Consider the following 13,339-nt stretch of genomic DNA (forward strand, 5'->3'; position numbering starts at 1 on the left):
CGATGGTCGGCGCCGGCGGCGAGCGCGCGGGGGAATCCACGTATTGGGGACCGGATTTCGGTGAGCTTGCCACGGCAGACCCCGAGATCGCGGCTGTTGCGCTGGCCGAACTCGAGCGTCAGCGCGACGGACTTCAACTCATCGCGAGCGAGAACTTCACCAGCCCTGCCGTACTGGCTGCCTTGGGTTCGACCCTGAGCAACAAGTACGCCGAGGGCTATCCGGGTCGGCGTTACTACGGCGGGTGCGAGTACGTCGACGTAGCCGAGAATCTGGCGATCGATCGGGCAAAGGCGCTGTTCGGCGCCGAGCACGTCAACGTCCAACCGCATTCGGGGGCCACTGCGAATCTCGCGGTGTACGCCGCATTCGCCAAGCCCGGCGACACCGTATTGGCGATGAGTCTGCCGCACGGTGGGCATCTGACTCACGGGTCTCGCGTCAGCTTTTCTGGGCAGTGGTTCACCACCGTTCCCTATCACGTCGATTCGGCCACCGAATTGATCGACTACGACGAGGTTCGCACCCTGGCTCTGGCGCACAAGCCGAAAATCATCGTCGCCGGCGCGACCGCGTACTCCCGCACCATCGACTTCGCAGCCTTCCGCTCGATCGCAGACGAGGTCGGTGCGATCCTGTGGGTCGACGCCGCCCACTTCATCGGACTCGTGGCAGGCCGGGCGATACCTTCGTGCGTTCCGTACGCCGACGTCGTCTCCGCGACGACGCACAAAGTCCTCAGAGGCCCGCGCGGCGGAATGATCCTGTGCCGCAGCGAGCATGCCTCGGCTGTAGATCGCGCGGTGTTCCCCTTCATTCAAGGCGGCCCGATGATGCATGCGATCGCCGGGAAAGCGGTTGCGTTCAAAGAGGCGTCGACGCCGGAATATCGTTGGTATGCACAGGAAGTGGTTGCCAACGCATCGGCACTCGCGCAGTCGTTGGAAGCTCGCGGCCTGCGCACCGTGTCCGGTGGAACCGACACACATCTGGCGCTTCTCGACCTGCGCGCAAGCGGTGTCACCGGCGTCGACGCCGAGCGTAGGTGCGGACTGGCTTCGATCACGCTCAACAAGAACGCGATTCCGTTCGATCCGCAGTCGCCCGCCGTCACGTCCGGAATCCGCGTCGGGTCCGCGGCCGTGACGACCCAGGGTTTCAACCGCTCCGACATGAGCGTGGTGGGGGAGTTGATCGCGCGCGCAGTTGTCGCGGACCCCGCCACCACGTCAGGAGAGGCCGAGTTGGCAGCAGTTGCCGACGGCGTTCGCGAACTGGTCCGGGCAAAGCCTGCCTATGCCCGCCAGACGGGTGATCTCGAGCAGTGATCACTTCCTACGAGGCGACCACGTATCTGGCACAGGGTGGCGGGGGAGCGGGTGTTCCCATCCGTGAACTTTTGCTCGTGCTGTGTACGGCGGCGGTGGTGACCTACCTGGCGACTGGCGCAGTCCGGTTGTTGGCGCTGAGGTTCGGCGCTGTCGCGATTCCTCGTGATCGGGACGTTCACGTCGAGCCGATTCCGCGCCTCGGTGGCGTCGGAATGTATGTCGGCATGGCTGTCGGTCTGCTGTTCGCGCAGCAATTACCCGCGCTCACAAGAGGTTTCGGCTTCGGCAGTCCTGACGTACACGCTGCGCTCGTAGCTGGCGCCGTCATCGTCCTCGTGGGTGTGATCGACGACAGGTGGGGCCTCGACGCCCTCACCAAATTTGTCGGTCAGGTGACTGCTGCCGGCGTTCTCGTGGTGATGGGCGTCAGCTGGTTCATCATCTACAACCCGTTCGGCGGTGACGGTGGGTCCACCATCATCCTCGATCAGATTCAATCCGGACTGTTCACCGTTGCTGTTGCCGTCGCGACCATCAACGCCATGAATTTTGTCGACGGTCTCGACGGATTGGCCGCCGGGTTGGGGCTGATCGCGGCGCTCGCCATCCTCATCTTCTCGATCGGTCTTCTCCACGATCAGGGCGGCGACGCGAGTGTCTACCCGCCGGCGATGATCGCGGCGGCCTTGGCAGGCGCTTGTCTCGGTTTTCTTCCACACAACTTCAATCCAGCGCGCATTTTCATGGGCGATTCCGGGTCGATGTTGATCGGTCTCATGCTGGCCGCGATCTCCACCAGTGCATCCGGTCGTATTCCGCTCGCTGCTTACGGAACCCGCGACCTCGTCGGCCTCCTCGCGCCGTTGTTGCTGGTCGGGGCTGTGATGTTCATCCCGATGCTGGACATGCTCCTGGCCGTGATCCGCCGGACGAAAGCGGGCGTCAGTCCGTTCAGTCCGGACAAGATGCACCTGCATCATCGCCTCTTGCAGATCGGACACACGCACCGACGAGTTGTGCTGGTCATCTACCTGTGGGTCAGCGTCCTGGCGTTCGGTGCCGTCGGATCCTCGCTGCTCAATCGTCAGCTGGTTGTTGTACTCGTCGCGGCCGGTTTGGTTCTTGCGTTGTTCTTCACTGCGGTGCCTTCCCTGATCGATCGCAAGCAGCAGCGTCGCTAGCCAAGTTTTCCGATCCATTACCCTTGGGCATCGTGACGAACACGCCGCAGCCTGTACCTGCCTCGCAACCCATCCCTGATTCGACCGCCGCCATGAAGTCGGCCGTGAAGTGGGGTGTGATGGGGCTGATCGCGCTGGCCGTGGTCGGCGCGCTCCTGGGCGGGCTCTTCGCCGGTAAGGAAGGCGTCTACGGCGCTTTGATCGGCGCAGCCGTCGGCGGCGGGTTCATCTTGTTCACGGCGTTGGGCGTGCTGCTCACAGCGAAGCTGCCTGCGCTCACGGCCGGTGCCGTTCTGCTCGGTACCTGGCTGCTGAAGATGATTCTCGCGATGGTGGTTCTCTTTGTCCTCTCGGACATGGATTTCTACAACAAGACCGCCCTCGTCCTGGTCATCATCATGTCGCTGGTCGTGGTGCTCGGTGCGGAGACTTACGGCGTCCTGGGAACCAAAACTCCGTACGTCGATCCCACTCCCAGCAGCAACGTCGACGACGACGAGTAGTACTACAAGAGGTAACTAATCGGACTTCCAGGTACCCCATCTACACAATGTCGTAGATGACTTGATAAGGTTCGGTTCAAGCGAGAGCAATGGTGGGCCGAGTAACACTCAGCCGACGATGCCATGTGCTCGCAGGTGGTCGAAATTCTGACCACTGAGTCGACGAGAGTCGCCGACACCGACAGACGCCAGGCCCCTCTAGGGTTCTCCAGCTGCTGACGAATGCGCGAGTCGAACTTGTCGACTTGTAGATCGTCAATGTCCGATCGAACCGCAGTCAATGATGGCTGCGGACCGACTACGGGAGAGAACGCTGAGCGTCACCACCCTGGCCGCGGATGAATTCCATGCGCCGTCACTAGACGATTTTTTCCCGCCCTCCGTGTTGATTCACGCGGGCCCCTTCGAGCTCGACCGTCTGATGCTGATTCGTCTGCTGATGTCGGTGCTGGTCGCAGCCTTCTTCGTGATCGCGATGCGCAGTCCTCGATTGGTTCCCCGTGGGATGCAGAACGCCGCCGAGCTTGCGCTCGACTTCGTTCGTATCAACATCGCCGAGGAGATCCTGGGCAAGGAACAGGGCAAGCGCTTCCTGCCGGTCATCACGACGATCTTCTTCATCGTGGTCGCCAGCAACCTGGCCAGCATCATTCCTTTCCTGAACATCTCGCCGAACGCACGAATCGGTATGCCCCTGGTACTCGCGGCGCTCGCCTACATCGTGTTCAACTACGTCGGAATCAAGAAGTACGGCTTCTTCAAGTACGTCAAGAGCAGCATCGTCGTTCCCGGCGTCCCGCTGCCCCTGCACTTCTTGTTGGTGCCCATCGAGTTCATCTCGACCTTCATCCTGCGCCCGTTCACGCTGATGGTTCGTCTCATGGCCAACATGTTGGCCGGCCACATCCTGCTGGTGCTGTTCTTCAGCGCGACGAACTACTTCTTCTTCGTGTCCGGCGGATTCCAGGCGATCTTCGGCGTTCCGTCGATCATCGCCGGTATCGCATTCACGTTCTTCGAGCTGCTGGTCATCTTCCTGCAGGCTTACGTGTTCGCGTTGCTGACCGCGGTGTACATCGATCTGGCGCTCCACGCCGACGAGCACTGACCTTTTACCTCCTCACCAGCTACACCAAGAACTGAGCCTCTTGCCGAATCCGGCGGAGGTCAACAGAAAGGGAATGGAACACCATGAGCATCGCTTACCTCGCTCAGGAAGTTGTCGAGACCAAGTCGCGCGGCTACGGAGCCATCGGCTACGGCCTCGCAGCAATCGGCCCCGGCATCGGCGTGGGCATCGTTGTGGGCAAGGCAATCGAAGGCATGGTCCGCCAGCCCGAGATGGCCGGCCAGGTTCGTACCACCATGTTCCTCGGTATTGCATTCACCGAGGCCCTCGCGCTGATCGGCCTCGTCGCCGGCTTCATCTTCTAAGACCGACATGGCAGCCACCATCGCAATTCTCGCGGCGGAGGGGACGACTGAACACAATCCCCTCATCCCCGAGACATACGACATCGTGTGGTCCGCGGTCGCGCTCGTAGTAGTTGGTTTCGTCTTCTGGAAGCTCGTTCTTCCGAAGTTCCAGAAGGTCTTGGCCGAACGCACCGAGCAGATCGAGGGCGGCATCAAGAAAGCCGAAGACGCACAGGCGGAGGCAGCAGCAGCGCTCGAGCAGTACCGCGCGCAGCTCGCCGAAGCTCGTACCGAGGCAGCGCAGATCCGTGAGGAAGCGCGTACCCAGGGTCAGCAGATCATCGCTGACATGAAGGTTCAGGCGCAGGACGAGAGCGACCGCATCGTGGCCGCAGGCCACAGCCAGCTCGTCGCCCAGCGTCAGCAGATTGTCGCTGAGCTCCGCTCGGATCTCGGCAAGACCGCTGTAGACCTGGCCGAGAAGGTCATCGGGGAGTCCCTCGCCGACGACGTGAAGCGCGCCGGAACGGTTGATCGTTTCCTCAACGAGCTCGACACCGTCAGCGCTGATTCAGCCAGGAAGTGAGCAACATGTACGCAGCGAGCCGTGAAGCCTTGGCGCAGACTCGTTCTGCGCTGAGCAGTGCCCTGGGCGCCGTCTCTGCAGGAGCCGCAACTGCTGCTTCTGCTCAGGCTGGGTCCGAGCTCTTCTCGGTGGTCGAGGTACTCGACGGCCAGCGCGCTCTTCGCAGCGCGCTGGCTGACGCTTCGGCACCGGCCGCTGGTCGCCAGGCTTTGGCAGAGCAGTTGTTCTCCGGAAAGGTCGGCGCCGAGGCGCTCGCCACCGTGAAGGCAGCTGCAGGCCAGGACTGGTCTGCGGCCCGCGACTTGGTCAACTCGCTCGAACTGCTCGGACGCGAAGCTCTGCTCCGCGCCGCAGCCGATCAGAGCCAGTTGGACACCGTTGAGGACGAGCTCTTCCGTCTCGGTCGCATCGTGGCAGGGGATCCCAGCCTGGAGCAGACGCTCTCGGATCTGTCGGTTCCCGCAGCCCGCAAGCGTGAGTTCCTCTCCCGCTTGCTCTACGGCAAGGTCACCGCGGTCACCGAGGCACTCGCCGGACAGGCTGTCGGCCGGTTGAAGTCTGCACCCGCAGACACTTTCGATCAGCTGTCGAATCTTGCCGCAGCGCAGCGCGATACCACCGTTGCTCACGTTCGCAGCGCCTCGGCGTTGAGCTCGGAGCAGTCGGATCGCTTGGCGAGCACTCTTACCCGCACCTACGGGAAGCCGGTAGCAGTGCACGTCGAGGTCGATCCAGAACTCCTCAGCGGCTTGGTCGTCCGGGTGGGCGACGAGGTTATCGACGGCAGCGCAGCGGGTCGACTCGCAGCACTGCGGAAGAACCTCAAGTAGTCCTTCAGCCGAACACATACTCCAGATCTTTTCGAAGACCAGACACCGAGAGCAGGAAAAACATGGCGGAGCTGACGATCTCCTCCGACGAGATCCGTAGCGCGATCGACAACTACACCGCGAGCTACTCCCCGGAGGCCTCCCGTGAGGAGGTCGGCACAGTGACCGACACCAGTGACGGCATTGCGCACGTCTCTGGCCTGCCTTCGGCTATGTCCAACGAGCTGTTGGAGTTCCCCGGTGGAATCGTCGGCGTCGCGCTCAACCTGGATGCCACCGAAATCGGTGCCGTCATCCTTGGCGATTACCAGAACATTCAAGAAGGCCAGGAAGTAAAGCGCACGGGCGACGTTCTGTCGGTTCCCGTCGGCGATGCTTTCCTCGGCCGCGTCATCGACCCGCTGGGTGCGCCCATCGACGGCCTCGGCGAGATCGAGAGCACCGAGAACCGTGCACTCGAGCTCCAGGCCGCTTCGGTGCTCGAGCGCCAGCCGGTCGAAGAGCCGCTCCAGACCGGTATCAAGGCTATCGACGCCATGACCCCGATCGGCCGCGGCCAGCGCCAGCTCATCATCGGCGACCGCAAGACCGGCAAGACCGCGGTCTGCATCGACGCCATCCTGAACCAGAAGGCCAACTGGGATTCCGGCGATGTCAACAAGCAGGTGCGCTGCATCTACGTTGCCATCGGTCAGAAGGGTTCCACCATCGCGGGCGTCAAGGCTGCCCTCGAGGAGAAGGGCGCGATGGAGTACACCACCATCGTTGCTGCTCCGGCATCTGATTCCGCAGGCTTCAAGTGGCTCGCACCGTACACCGGCTCGGCCATCGGCCAGCACTGGATGTACCAGGGCAAGCACGTTCTGGTCGTGTTCGACGACCTGACCAAGCAGGCAGAGGCGTACCGCGCCATCTCGCTGCTGCTGCGTCGCCCGCCGGGACGCGAGGCTTACCCCGGTGACGTCTTCTACTTGCACTCCCGTCTGCTGGAGCGTTCGGCGAAGCTGTCCGACGCACTCGGCGGTGGCTCGCTGACGGCTCTGCCGATCATCGAGACCAAGGCGAACGACGTCTCGGCGTACATCCCGACCAACGTCATCTCCATCACCGACGGTCAGGTGTTCCTCGAGTCCGACCTGTTCAACAAGGGCGTTCGCCCCGCGATCAACGTCGGTATCTCGGTCTCCCGCGTCGGTGGCGCTGCACAGACCAAGGGCATGAAGAAGGTTTCCGGTTCGCTGCGTCTGGAACTGGCTCAGTTCCGTGAGCTCGAAGCGTTCTCCGCCTTCGCTTCCGACCTCGACGCTGCCTCCAAGGCTCAGCTCGAGCGCGGGGCCCGTCTGGTCGAGCTGCTCAAGCAGGATCAGTACAGCCCGATCCCCGTCGAGGACCAGATCGTCTCGATCTACCTGGCCGGCGAAGGCATCTTCGACAGCGTTCCGATCGGCGACGTCCGTCGCTTCGAGAAGGAACTGCTCGAAGACCTCAAGCACTCGGCTGCTGGCGTCTACTCCAGCATCAACGGCGGTAAGGCACTCGATGCCGACAACGCTGCTGAGCTGATCGCCGCGACGAACAAGTTCAAGGAAGGCTTCATCGCATCCGACGGAAGCCGGGTAGTGAACGAAGCCGAGGCTGACGCTTTGGGCGCCGACGAGGTCGCGAACGAGCAGATCAACGTCAAGCGCAAGACCGTCAGCAAGTGACGTACGCGCCCATGACACTGCGAATTCCGAAGGGAGAGTGATTGATCGATGGCGAGCATTCTCGAATTGCGGTCTCGTATCAAGTCGGTCAACTCGACCAAGAAGATCACCAAGGCACAGGAACTGATCGCGACTTCGCGTATCACCAAGGCTCAGATTCGCGTCGCCGCGTCCAAGCCGTATGCCGAGGAGATCACGAAGGTACTCACCGAATTGGCGAGTGCGTCTGCTTCGCTCGATCACCCGTTGCTCAACGAGCGTCCGGAGCCCAAGCGGGCAGCGGTCCTCGTTGTCACCAGTGACCGCGGCATGTGTGGTGGCTACAACTCCAACGTCCTCAAGCAGGCAGAAGAGCTCATGGCTCTCCTCCGCAGCGAGGGCAAGGAGCCGGTCGTGTACGTGCTCGGTTCCAAGGGGCTCGGCTACTACACGTTCCGCGGCCGCGACATCGGTGCTGCGTGGACGGGCTTCTCGCAGGATCCGGGTTACTCGGATGCAGCGAAGGCCAGCCGCCACCTGGTGGAGCTGTTCATGGCTGGTTCGGGTAACCAGGTTGCCGCTCCGAACGGTGAAGGCACGATCGAGGGCGTCGACGAACTCCATATCGTCTACACCCGCTTCGTGTCGATGCTGACGCAGACTCCCGAGGTTCGCCGTATGGCTCCTCTCGAGGTCTTCGTGTCGGAAGAGCGCATCGAACTCGGTGACGACATGCTGACGAATGGCCACGACGACGACCATGACAATGGCCCCGTCGCGGACTTCAGCTTCGAGCCCGAGCCCGAGAAGCTTCTCGGTGCTCTTCTCCCGAAGTACGTCAGCACTCGTATCTTCTCGTCGCTTCTCGATGCTGCGGCATCGGAGTCGGCAGCCCGTCGTACTGCCATGAAGGCCGCGACGGACAACGCAAACGAACTGGTGAACACGTTGAGCCGTCAGGCCAACCAGGCTCGCCAGGCCCAGATCACCCAGGAAATCAGCGAGATCGTCGGCGGCGCCAACGCGCTCGCCTCGAGCGCAGGAAGTGACTAGCACATGACCGCAGCAGTAACCGAAAACAACGGGGCAGGTTCGGCTTCGGCCGTAGCCGGTCGCGTCGTGCGGGTCATCGGTCCCGTCGTGGACGTTGAATTCCCGCGTGGCGCTGTTCCTGAACTGTTCAACGCCCTGAACGCCGAGATCACGCTTCCCTCGGTCGCCAAGACGCTGACGCTCGAGGTTGCACAGCACCTCGGTGACAACCTGGTCCGCACCGTCTCCATGCAGCCCACCGACGGACTCGTCCGCGGCACTGCAGTGACCGACTCGGGCAAGCCGATCTCGGTTCCCGTCGGTGACGTCGTCAAGGGCCACGTGTTCAACGCACTGGGCGATTGCCTCGACACCCCGGGCCTCGGCCGCGACGGCGAGCAGTGGGGCATCCACCGCAAGCCACCAGCCTTCGATCAGCTCGAAGGTAAGACCGAGATCCTCGAGACCGGCATCAAGGTCATCGACCTTCTCACCCCGTACGTCAAGGGTGGAAAGATCGGCCTGTTCGGTGGCGCCGGCGTCGGCAAGACCGTTCTGATCCAGGAAATGATCACGCGTATCGCTCGCGAGTTCTCGGGCACCTCGGTGTTCGCAGGCGTCGGTGAGCGTACCCGTGAGGGCACCGACCTCCACCTGGAAATGGAAGAGATGGGCGTCCTCCAGGACACCGCCCTAGTCTTCGGCCAGATGGACGAGCCGCCCGGAACGCGTATGCGCGTCGCCCTGTCCGCACTGACGATGGCGGAGTACTTCCGCGACGTCCAGGGCCAGGACGTTCTGCTGTTCATCGACAACATCTTCCGCTTCACGCAGGCAGGCTCCGAGGTTTCCACCCTCCTCGGCCGTATGCCTTCGGCAGTGGGCTACCAGCCCACGCTGGCGGACGAGATGGGTGAGCTCCAGGAGCGCATCACCTCGACTCGCGGTCGCTCGATCACCTCGCTGCAGGCTATTTACGTGCCCGCCGACGACTACACCGACCCCGCGCCGGCTACGACGTTCGCGCACCTCGATGCCACCACCGAGCTCTCGCGCCCGATTTCGCAGATGGGTATCTACCCCGCTGTGGATCCGCTGAGCTCGACCTCCCGCATCCTGGAGCCCGGCATCGTCGGTGCCGAGCACTTCCGCGTTGCCAACGAGGTCAAGCGCATCCTGCAGAAGTACAAGGAACTGCAGGACATCATCGCCATCCTCGGTATGGACGAGCTTCAGGAAGAGGACAAGGTCCTCGTCGGCCGCGCCCGTCGTATCCAGAAGTTCCTCGGCCAGAACTTCATCGTTGCCGAGAAGTTCACCGGTGAGCCCGGCTCCGTCGTGCCGCTCCGCGACACGATCGAAGCCTTCGACCGCGTCTGCAAGGGCGAGTTCGATCACCTGCCCGAGCAGGCGTTCAACAGCTGCGGTGGACTCGACGACGTCGAGGCTGCAGCCAAGAAGATGGCCGGGAAGTAGTCCACGATGGCTGAGATGACCGTAGAACTCGTTGCCGTCGAGCAGCGCTTGTGGTCTGGTTCGGCGACGCTGGTCAGCGCTCAGACCACCGAGGGTGAAATCGGAATCATGCCTGGGCATGAGCCGGTCCTCGGCCAGCTGATCGAGGGCGGAACCGTGTCGATCACCTCGGTCGACGGCGAGCGTATCGTTGCTGCGGTACACGGAGGATTTCTCTCCGTCACTGCGACGACGGTGACGATCCTTGCCGAGTCCGCGGACATGGCACAGGACATCGACGTCGAGGCAGCCAAGGCTGTCTTGGCGGAGAACTCGGGCGACCTCGAAGCGATTGCGGTCGCCAAGGGTCAGCTCCGGGCCGTCGAGCGCGCGTAAGTTACTCGAGTAAAGCCGCGACGGAAGCCGACGAACAGTGACATTCGGAATGACTGTGTTGATCATTCTGGTTGTGCTGCTCGCGGTTCTCGTCGCGGCTTTTCTGTATCGTCTGGTGGTTCTGCGTCGCGGCGGTACCGCTGCACTGCTTCGTGTTCTGCCATCCCCGGGGGACAGCGGGTGGCGTCACGGAATCATTCGCTACGGCGAAAGCACCTTTGTCTTTTTCAAACTGTCGAGTCTGCGGCCGGGCCCGGACTCCAGGATTGATCGTCAAGGAATCGAGGTCGAGAGCCGTCGCTCTCCCTCGGGTACCGAATTCGACATCATGAGCGACGACATCGTCGTGGTCAAGGTCAATGACGGCTCGTCGGCCTACGAAATCGCTTTGGACAGTGGAGCATTGACAGCGTTCCTGTCCTGGGTGGAATCGCGGCCGGACGGGCGCGCCCGTAGGCGACGCACCGCCTGACCGGTTCCGCTCAAGCTCCGGCGCCGGGCTTCCAGAGCACATCGCCTTCAGGATTTGCCACTCTTCCCATGATGAAGAGCAGATCCGACAATCTGTTGAGGTATTTCGCGGGGAGCACGCTCGTGTCCTCCGGGTTCGCATCGATGGCGGACCAAGCCGCACGCTCCGCACGGCGCGAGACGGTTCTTGCTACGTGAAGCAGGGCTCCCAAGGCGGTTCCGCCCGGCAGAATGAACGAATTCAACGGTGCCAGTTGCTCATTGAGCTCATCGCACCACCCTTCGAGTCGATCGATGTAGGACTGAGTCACTCGTAGCGGCGGGTACTTCGGGTTCTCGACCACGGGGGTGGACAAGTCGGCCCCTGCGTCGAAAAGGTCGTTCTGGATCTGGCGCAGCATTGCGAGGAGATTCTCCGGGGGAGTGCCGAGGGCAACGGCCACACCGATCGCTGCATTGGTCTCGTCGCAATCCGCGTAGGCGATCAGACGCGGATCGTTCTTGGACACGCGGGAAAAATCGCTGAGGCCCGTGGTCCCGTCGTCGCCGGTCCGGGTGTAGATCTTCGTCAGGTGAACAGACATAGGGCTACGGTACCGGCGCGGTGCCGACGAGGTTGTGGCTCTAGGCTGTGAACCGTGAGTGAGCACTTTCTTGTGACCGGGGGTAACCGCCTCGAAGGTGAAGTACTGGTGGGAGGGGCCAAGAACAGTGTGCTGAAGCTGATGGCCGCGGCGCTGTTGGCCGAAGGCACCACTGTCGTGACCAACTGCCCGGACATTCTCGACGTACCGCTGATGGCGGACGTTCTGCGAGGTCTGGGCTGCGAAGTCGAACTCGAAGATTCCGAAGTGCGGATCACGACGCCGGCCGAGCCGAAGTATCACGCTGACTTCGATGCGGTGAAACAGTTCCGAGCGTCAGTGTGTGTTCTCGGTCCGCTGGTCGCGCGTTGTCGACGCGCTGTTGTTGCCTTGCCTGGCGGTGACGCCATCGGTTCGAGGCCCCTCGACATGCACCAATCCGGGCTCCGCCTGTTGGGTGCGCGCAGCGAGATCGAACACGGATGTGTAGTTGCCGAGGCAGACGACCTGCATGGAGCGAACATCCGCCTGGTCTTCCCGTCTGTGGGTGCAACCGAGAACATCTTGATGGCAGCGGTCCTCGCCCGTGGTGAGACAGTGATCGACAACGCTGCACGTGAGCCCGAGATCGTGGATCTGTGCAACATGCTCAACGAGATGGGCGCCAAGGTATCTGGCGGCGGAAGTTCGACGCTCACCATTCAAGGCGTCCGCAAGTTGGAACCGACTACGCACCGCGTCATCGGTGACCGGATCGTTGCCGCAACATGGGGTGTCGCTGCCTCCATGACCAGGGGTGACGTCCGAGTTCGCGGGGTGAACCACAAGCATCTCGGGTTGGTCCTCGACAAGCTTCGGACAGCCGGCGCGGAGGTGACTCCCGAGGTTGACGGTTTCCGCGTCATTCAGCGTGAACGGCCCAAAGCGGTCAATTTCGCAACATTGCCGTACCCCGGATTCCCGACCGACCTGCAGCCGATGGCAATCGGTTTGGCTGCGGTTGCCGAAGGCACGTCGATGATCACCGAGAACGTGTTCGAATCGCGCTTCCGATTTGTCGAGGAAATGATCCGACTCGGCGCCGACGCCCGAACTGACGGTCACCATGCGGTGATCCGCGGAGTTCCAGTGTTGTCGAGTGCGCCGGTGTGGTCTTCGGACATTCGGGCCGGCGCCGGGCTCGTGCTTGCGGGGTTGGTTGCGGACGGAACCACCGAAGTTCACGACATCTTCCACATCGACCGTGGGTACCCGCGATTCGTCGAGAATCTCCGTGGACTCGGGGGAGTGATCGAGCGGGTGGGCTCCGACTAGGTATCGGTGCTCGGCGTCACACTCGGGTCTATTCGCGATTGGCAGATAGGCGCAACAGTCTGACCTGGCCTTAGCCGGCCAATCGCTGTAGTGACCAGGCGATTTGTGAATTGATTGAAGGTTCGCGTAACTTATTCCAGGTCAGAGCGACACGGACACCGACTCCCGCCTTCACGGCGAGTGACACGAGGTTGTACGAAGTGCCTGGCGAACACAATCCAGTTTTTCTTCACGGGGTTCCGGTTTGCGCCGGTGACTTGGTTGGGATAGGCTGGGAAAGTTGCCCCGGAGCGGCGTCCATAGGGTCGTGGTGATGGTGTGTGCGTGTTCTTTGAGAACTCAACAGTGTGTCGATGAATGTCAGTGCCAAATTTTTTTGGTACTTCACATATCGGATGATGTTCCGGGCCTTCGGGTTTCGGTTCTGATGTTCGGGGTGTGAGTATTTTTCGTCGGTGATTGTTCATTCTTCCGTCTGAATGGTTGCCGACACATTTTTTGCTAGTTGAGTTTTTTTGCTAGTGATTTGACTCTTTTTGTCTATGACTGATTAGC

Annotated in this window: 14 protein-coding genes; 13 read left to right on the forward strand and 1 reads right to left on the reverse strand. The window is 61.9% G+C overall.

The features are described 5' to 3' along the window. Positions 1–2 precede the first annotated feature (2 nt). The 12 genes from glyA to ASU23_RS02175 all read left to right on the forward strand — a co-directional run bounded on the left by glyA (position 3) and on the right by ASU23_RS02175 (position 10,887). Entirely contained in the window at positions 3–1,328 is a 1,326-nt protein-coding gene (glyA, locus tag ASU23_RS02120) for a serine hydroxymethyltransferase (RefSeq protein ID WP_047270157.1), read from the forward strand. Then, positions 1,325–2,512: a glycosyltransferase family 4 protein gene (locus tag ASU23_RS02125; protein ID WP_030537335.1), complete on the forward strand. Its 1,188-nt coding sequence runs from the start codon at positions 1,325–1,327 to the stop codon at positions 2,510–2,512. The genes glyA and ASU23_RS02125 overlap by 4 nt, the downstream gene beginning before the upstream one ends. A gap of 92 nt (positions 2,513–2,604) precedes the next feature. Next, positions 2,605–3,015: a hypothetical protein gene (locus ASU23_RS02130; protein WP_020970050.1), complete on the forward strand. Its 411-nt coding sequence runs from the start codon at positions 2,605–2,607 to the stop codon at positions 3,013–3,015. 280 nt (positions 3,016–3,295) lie between these two features. Beyond that, positions 3,296–4,123 carry a F0F1 ATP synthase subunit A gene (atpB, locus tag ASU23_RS02135; RefSeq protein ID WP_020970049.1) on the forward strand — a complete coding sequence of 276 codons (828 nt, stop codon included), beginning with the start codon at positions 3,296–3,298 and terminating at the stop codon, positions 4,121–4,123. 83 nt (positions 4,124–4,206) lie between these two features. Beyond that, positions 4,207–4,449 carry an ATP synthase F0 subunit C gene (locus ASU23_RS02140; protein WP_003941327.1) on the forward strand — a complete coding sequence of 81 codons (243 nt, stop codon included), beginning with the start codon at positions 4,207–4,209 and terminating at the stop codon, positions 4,447–4,449. A gap of 7 nt (positions 4,450–4,456) precedes the next feature. Next, positions 4,457–5,017 (forward strand): F0F1 ATP synthase subunit B, encoded by a 561-nt coding sequence (locus tag ASU23_RS02145; RefSeq protein WP_003941337.1) that lies wholly within the window; start codon positions 4,457–4,459, stop codon positions 5,015–5,017. Between the two features lie 5 nt (positions 5,018–5,022). Beyond that, a complete protein-coding gene (locus tag ASU23_RS02150) occupies positions 5,023–5,847 on the forward strand; it encodes a F0F1 ATP synthase subunit delta (RefSeq protein ID WP_003941304.1) in 825 nt (274 codons plus the stop codon). Positions 5,848–5,909: 62 nt separating this feature from the next. After that, on the forward strand, positions 5,910–7,553 hold the full coding sequence (gene atpA, locus ASU23_RS02155) for a F0F1 ATP synthase subunit alpha (protein ID WP_007726218.1): 1,644 nt from the start codon (positions 5,910–5,912) through the stop codon (positions 7,551–7,553). 48 nt (positions 7,554–7,601) lie between these two features. Continuing rightward, positions 7,602–8,585: a F0F1 ATP synthase subunit gamma gene (locus tag ASU23_RS02160; RefSeq protein WP_003941320.1), complete on the forward strand. Its 984-nt coding sequence runs from the start codon at positions 7,602–7,604 to the stop codon at positions 8,583–8,585. A 3-nt stretch (positions 8,586–8,588) separates the two neighbouring features. Beyond that, on the forward strand, positions 8,589–10,040 hold the full coding sequence (gene atpD, locus ASU23_RS02165; RefSeq protein WP_003941349.1) for a F0F1 ATP synthase subunit beta: 1,452 nt from the start codon (positions 8,589–8,591) through the stop codon (positions 10,038–10,040). Between the two features lie 6 nt (positions 10,041–10,046). Continuing rightward, positions 10,047–10,415, forward strand: coding sequence for a F0F1 ATP synthase subunit epsilon (locus ASU23_RS02170; RefSeq protein ID WP_003941287.1), 369 nt, complete (start codon positions 10,047–10,049; stop codon positions 10,413–10,415). A 49-nt stretch (positions 10,416–10,464) separates the two neighbouring features. Further along, positions 10,465–10,887 carry a DUF2550 domain-containing protein gene (locus ASU23_RS02175; protein ID WP_058037053.1) on the forward strand — a complete coding sequence of 141 codons (423 nt, stop codon included), beginning with the start codon at positions 10,465–10,467 and terminating at the stop codon, positions 10,885–10,887. A 10-nt stretch (positions 10,888–10,897) separates the two neighbouring features. On the opposite strand, the gene ASU23_RS02180 is transcribed toward ASU23_RS02175, so the two are convergent. After that, complete coding sequence (locus ASU23_RS02180) at positions 10,898–11,470, reverse strand: cob(I)yrinic acid a,c-diamide adenosyltransferase (RefSeq protein ID WP_003941362.1); 573 nt, start codon at positions 11,468–11,470, stop codon at positions 10,898–10,900. A 54-nt stretch (positions 11,471–11,524) separates the two neighbouring features. Here ASU23_RS02180 and murA point away from each other — a divergent pair, with 54 nt between their 5' ends. Beyond that, entirely contained in the window at positions 11,525–12,784 is a 1,260-nt protein-coding gene (gene murA / locus ASU23_RS02185) for a UDP-N-acetylglucosamine 1-carboxyvinyltransferase (RefSeq protein WP_007726224.1), read from the forward strand. Positions 12,785–13,339: the final 555 nt, after the last annotated feature.

This window comes from Rhodococcus sp. KB6, from assembly GCF_001445685.1.
GTDB classification, from domain to species: Bacteria; Actinomycetota; Actinomycetes; order Mycobacteriales; family Mycobacteriaceae; genus Rhodococcus_F; species Rhodococcus_F qingshengii.

Coding starts and splice junctions, on each gene's coding strand:
- ASU23_RS02145 (WP_003941337.1), top strand. CDS start 4,457: ATGGCAGCCACCATCGCAATTCTCGCGGCGGAGGGGACGACTGAACAC.
- ASU23_RS02160 (WP_003941320.1), top strand. CDS start 7,602: ATGGCGAGCATTCTCGAATTGCGGTCTCGTATCAAGTCGGTCAACTCG.
- ASU23_RS02170 (WP_003941287.1), top strand. CDS start 10,047: ATGGCTGAGATGACCGTAGAACTCGTTGCCGTCGAGCAGCGCTTGTGG.
- ASU23_RS02180 (WP_003941362.1), bottom strand. CDS start 11,470: ATGTCTGTTCACCTGACGAAGATCTACACCCGGACCGGCGACGACGGG.
- atpD (WP_003941349.1), top strand. CDS start 8,589: ATGACCGCAGCAGTAACCGAAAACAACGGGGCAGGTTCGGCTTCGGCC.
- ASU23_RS02175 (WP_058037053.1), top strand. CDS start 10,465: ATGACTGTGTTGATCATTCTGGTTGTGCTGCTCGCGGTTCTCGTCGCG.
- glyA (WP_047270157.1), top strand. CDS start 3: ATGGTCGGCGCCGGCGGCGAGCGCGCGGGGGAATCCACGTATTGGGGA.
- ASU23_RS02130 (WP_020970050.1), top strand. CDS start 2,605: ATGAAGTCGGCCGTGAAGTGGGGTGTGATGGGGCTGATCGCGCTGGCC.
- atpB (WP_020970049.1), top strand. CDS start 3,296: ATGATGGCTGCGGACCGACTACGGGAGAGAACGCTGAGCGTCACCACC.
- atpA (WP_007726218.1), top strand. CDS start 5,910: ATGGCGGAGCTGACGATCTCCTCCGACGAGATCCGTAGCGCGATCGAC.
- ASU23_RS02140 (WP_003941327.1), top strand. CDS start 4,207: ATGAGCATCGCTTACCTCGCTCAGGAAGTTGTCGAGACCAAGTCGCGC.
- ASU23_RS02150 (WP_003941304.1), top strand. CDS start 5,023: ATGTACGCAGCGAGCCGTGAAGCCTTGGCGCAGACTCGTTCTGCGCTG.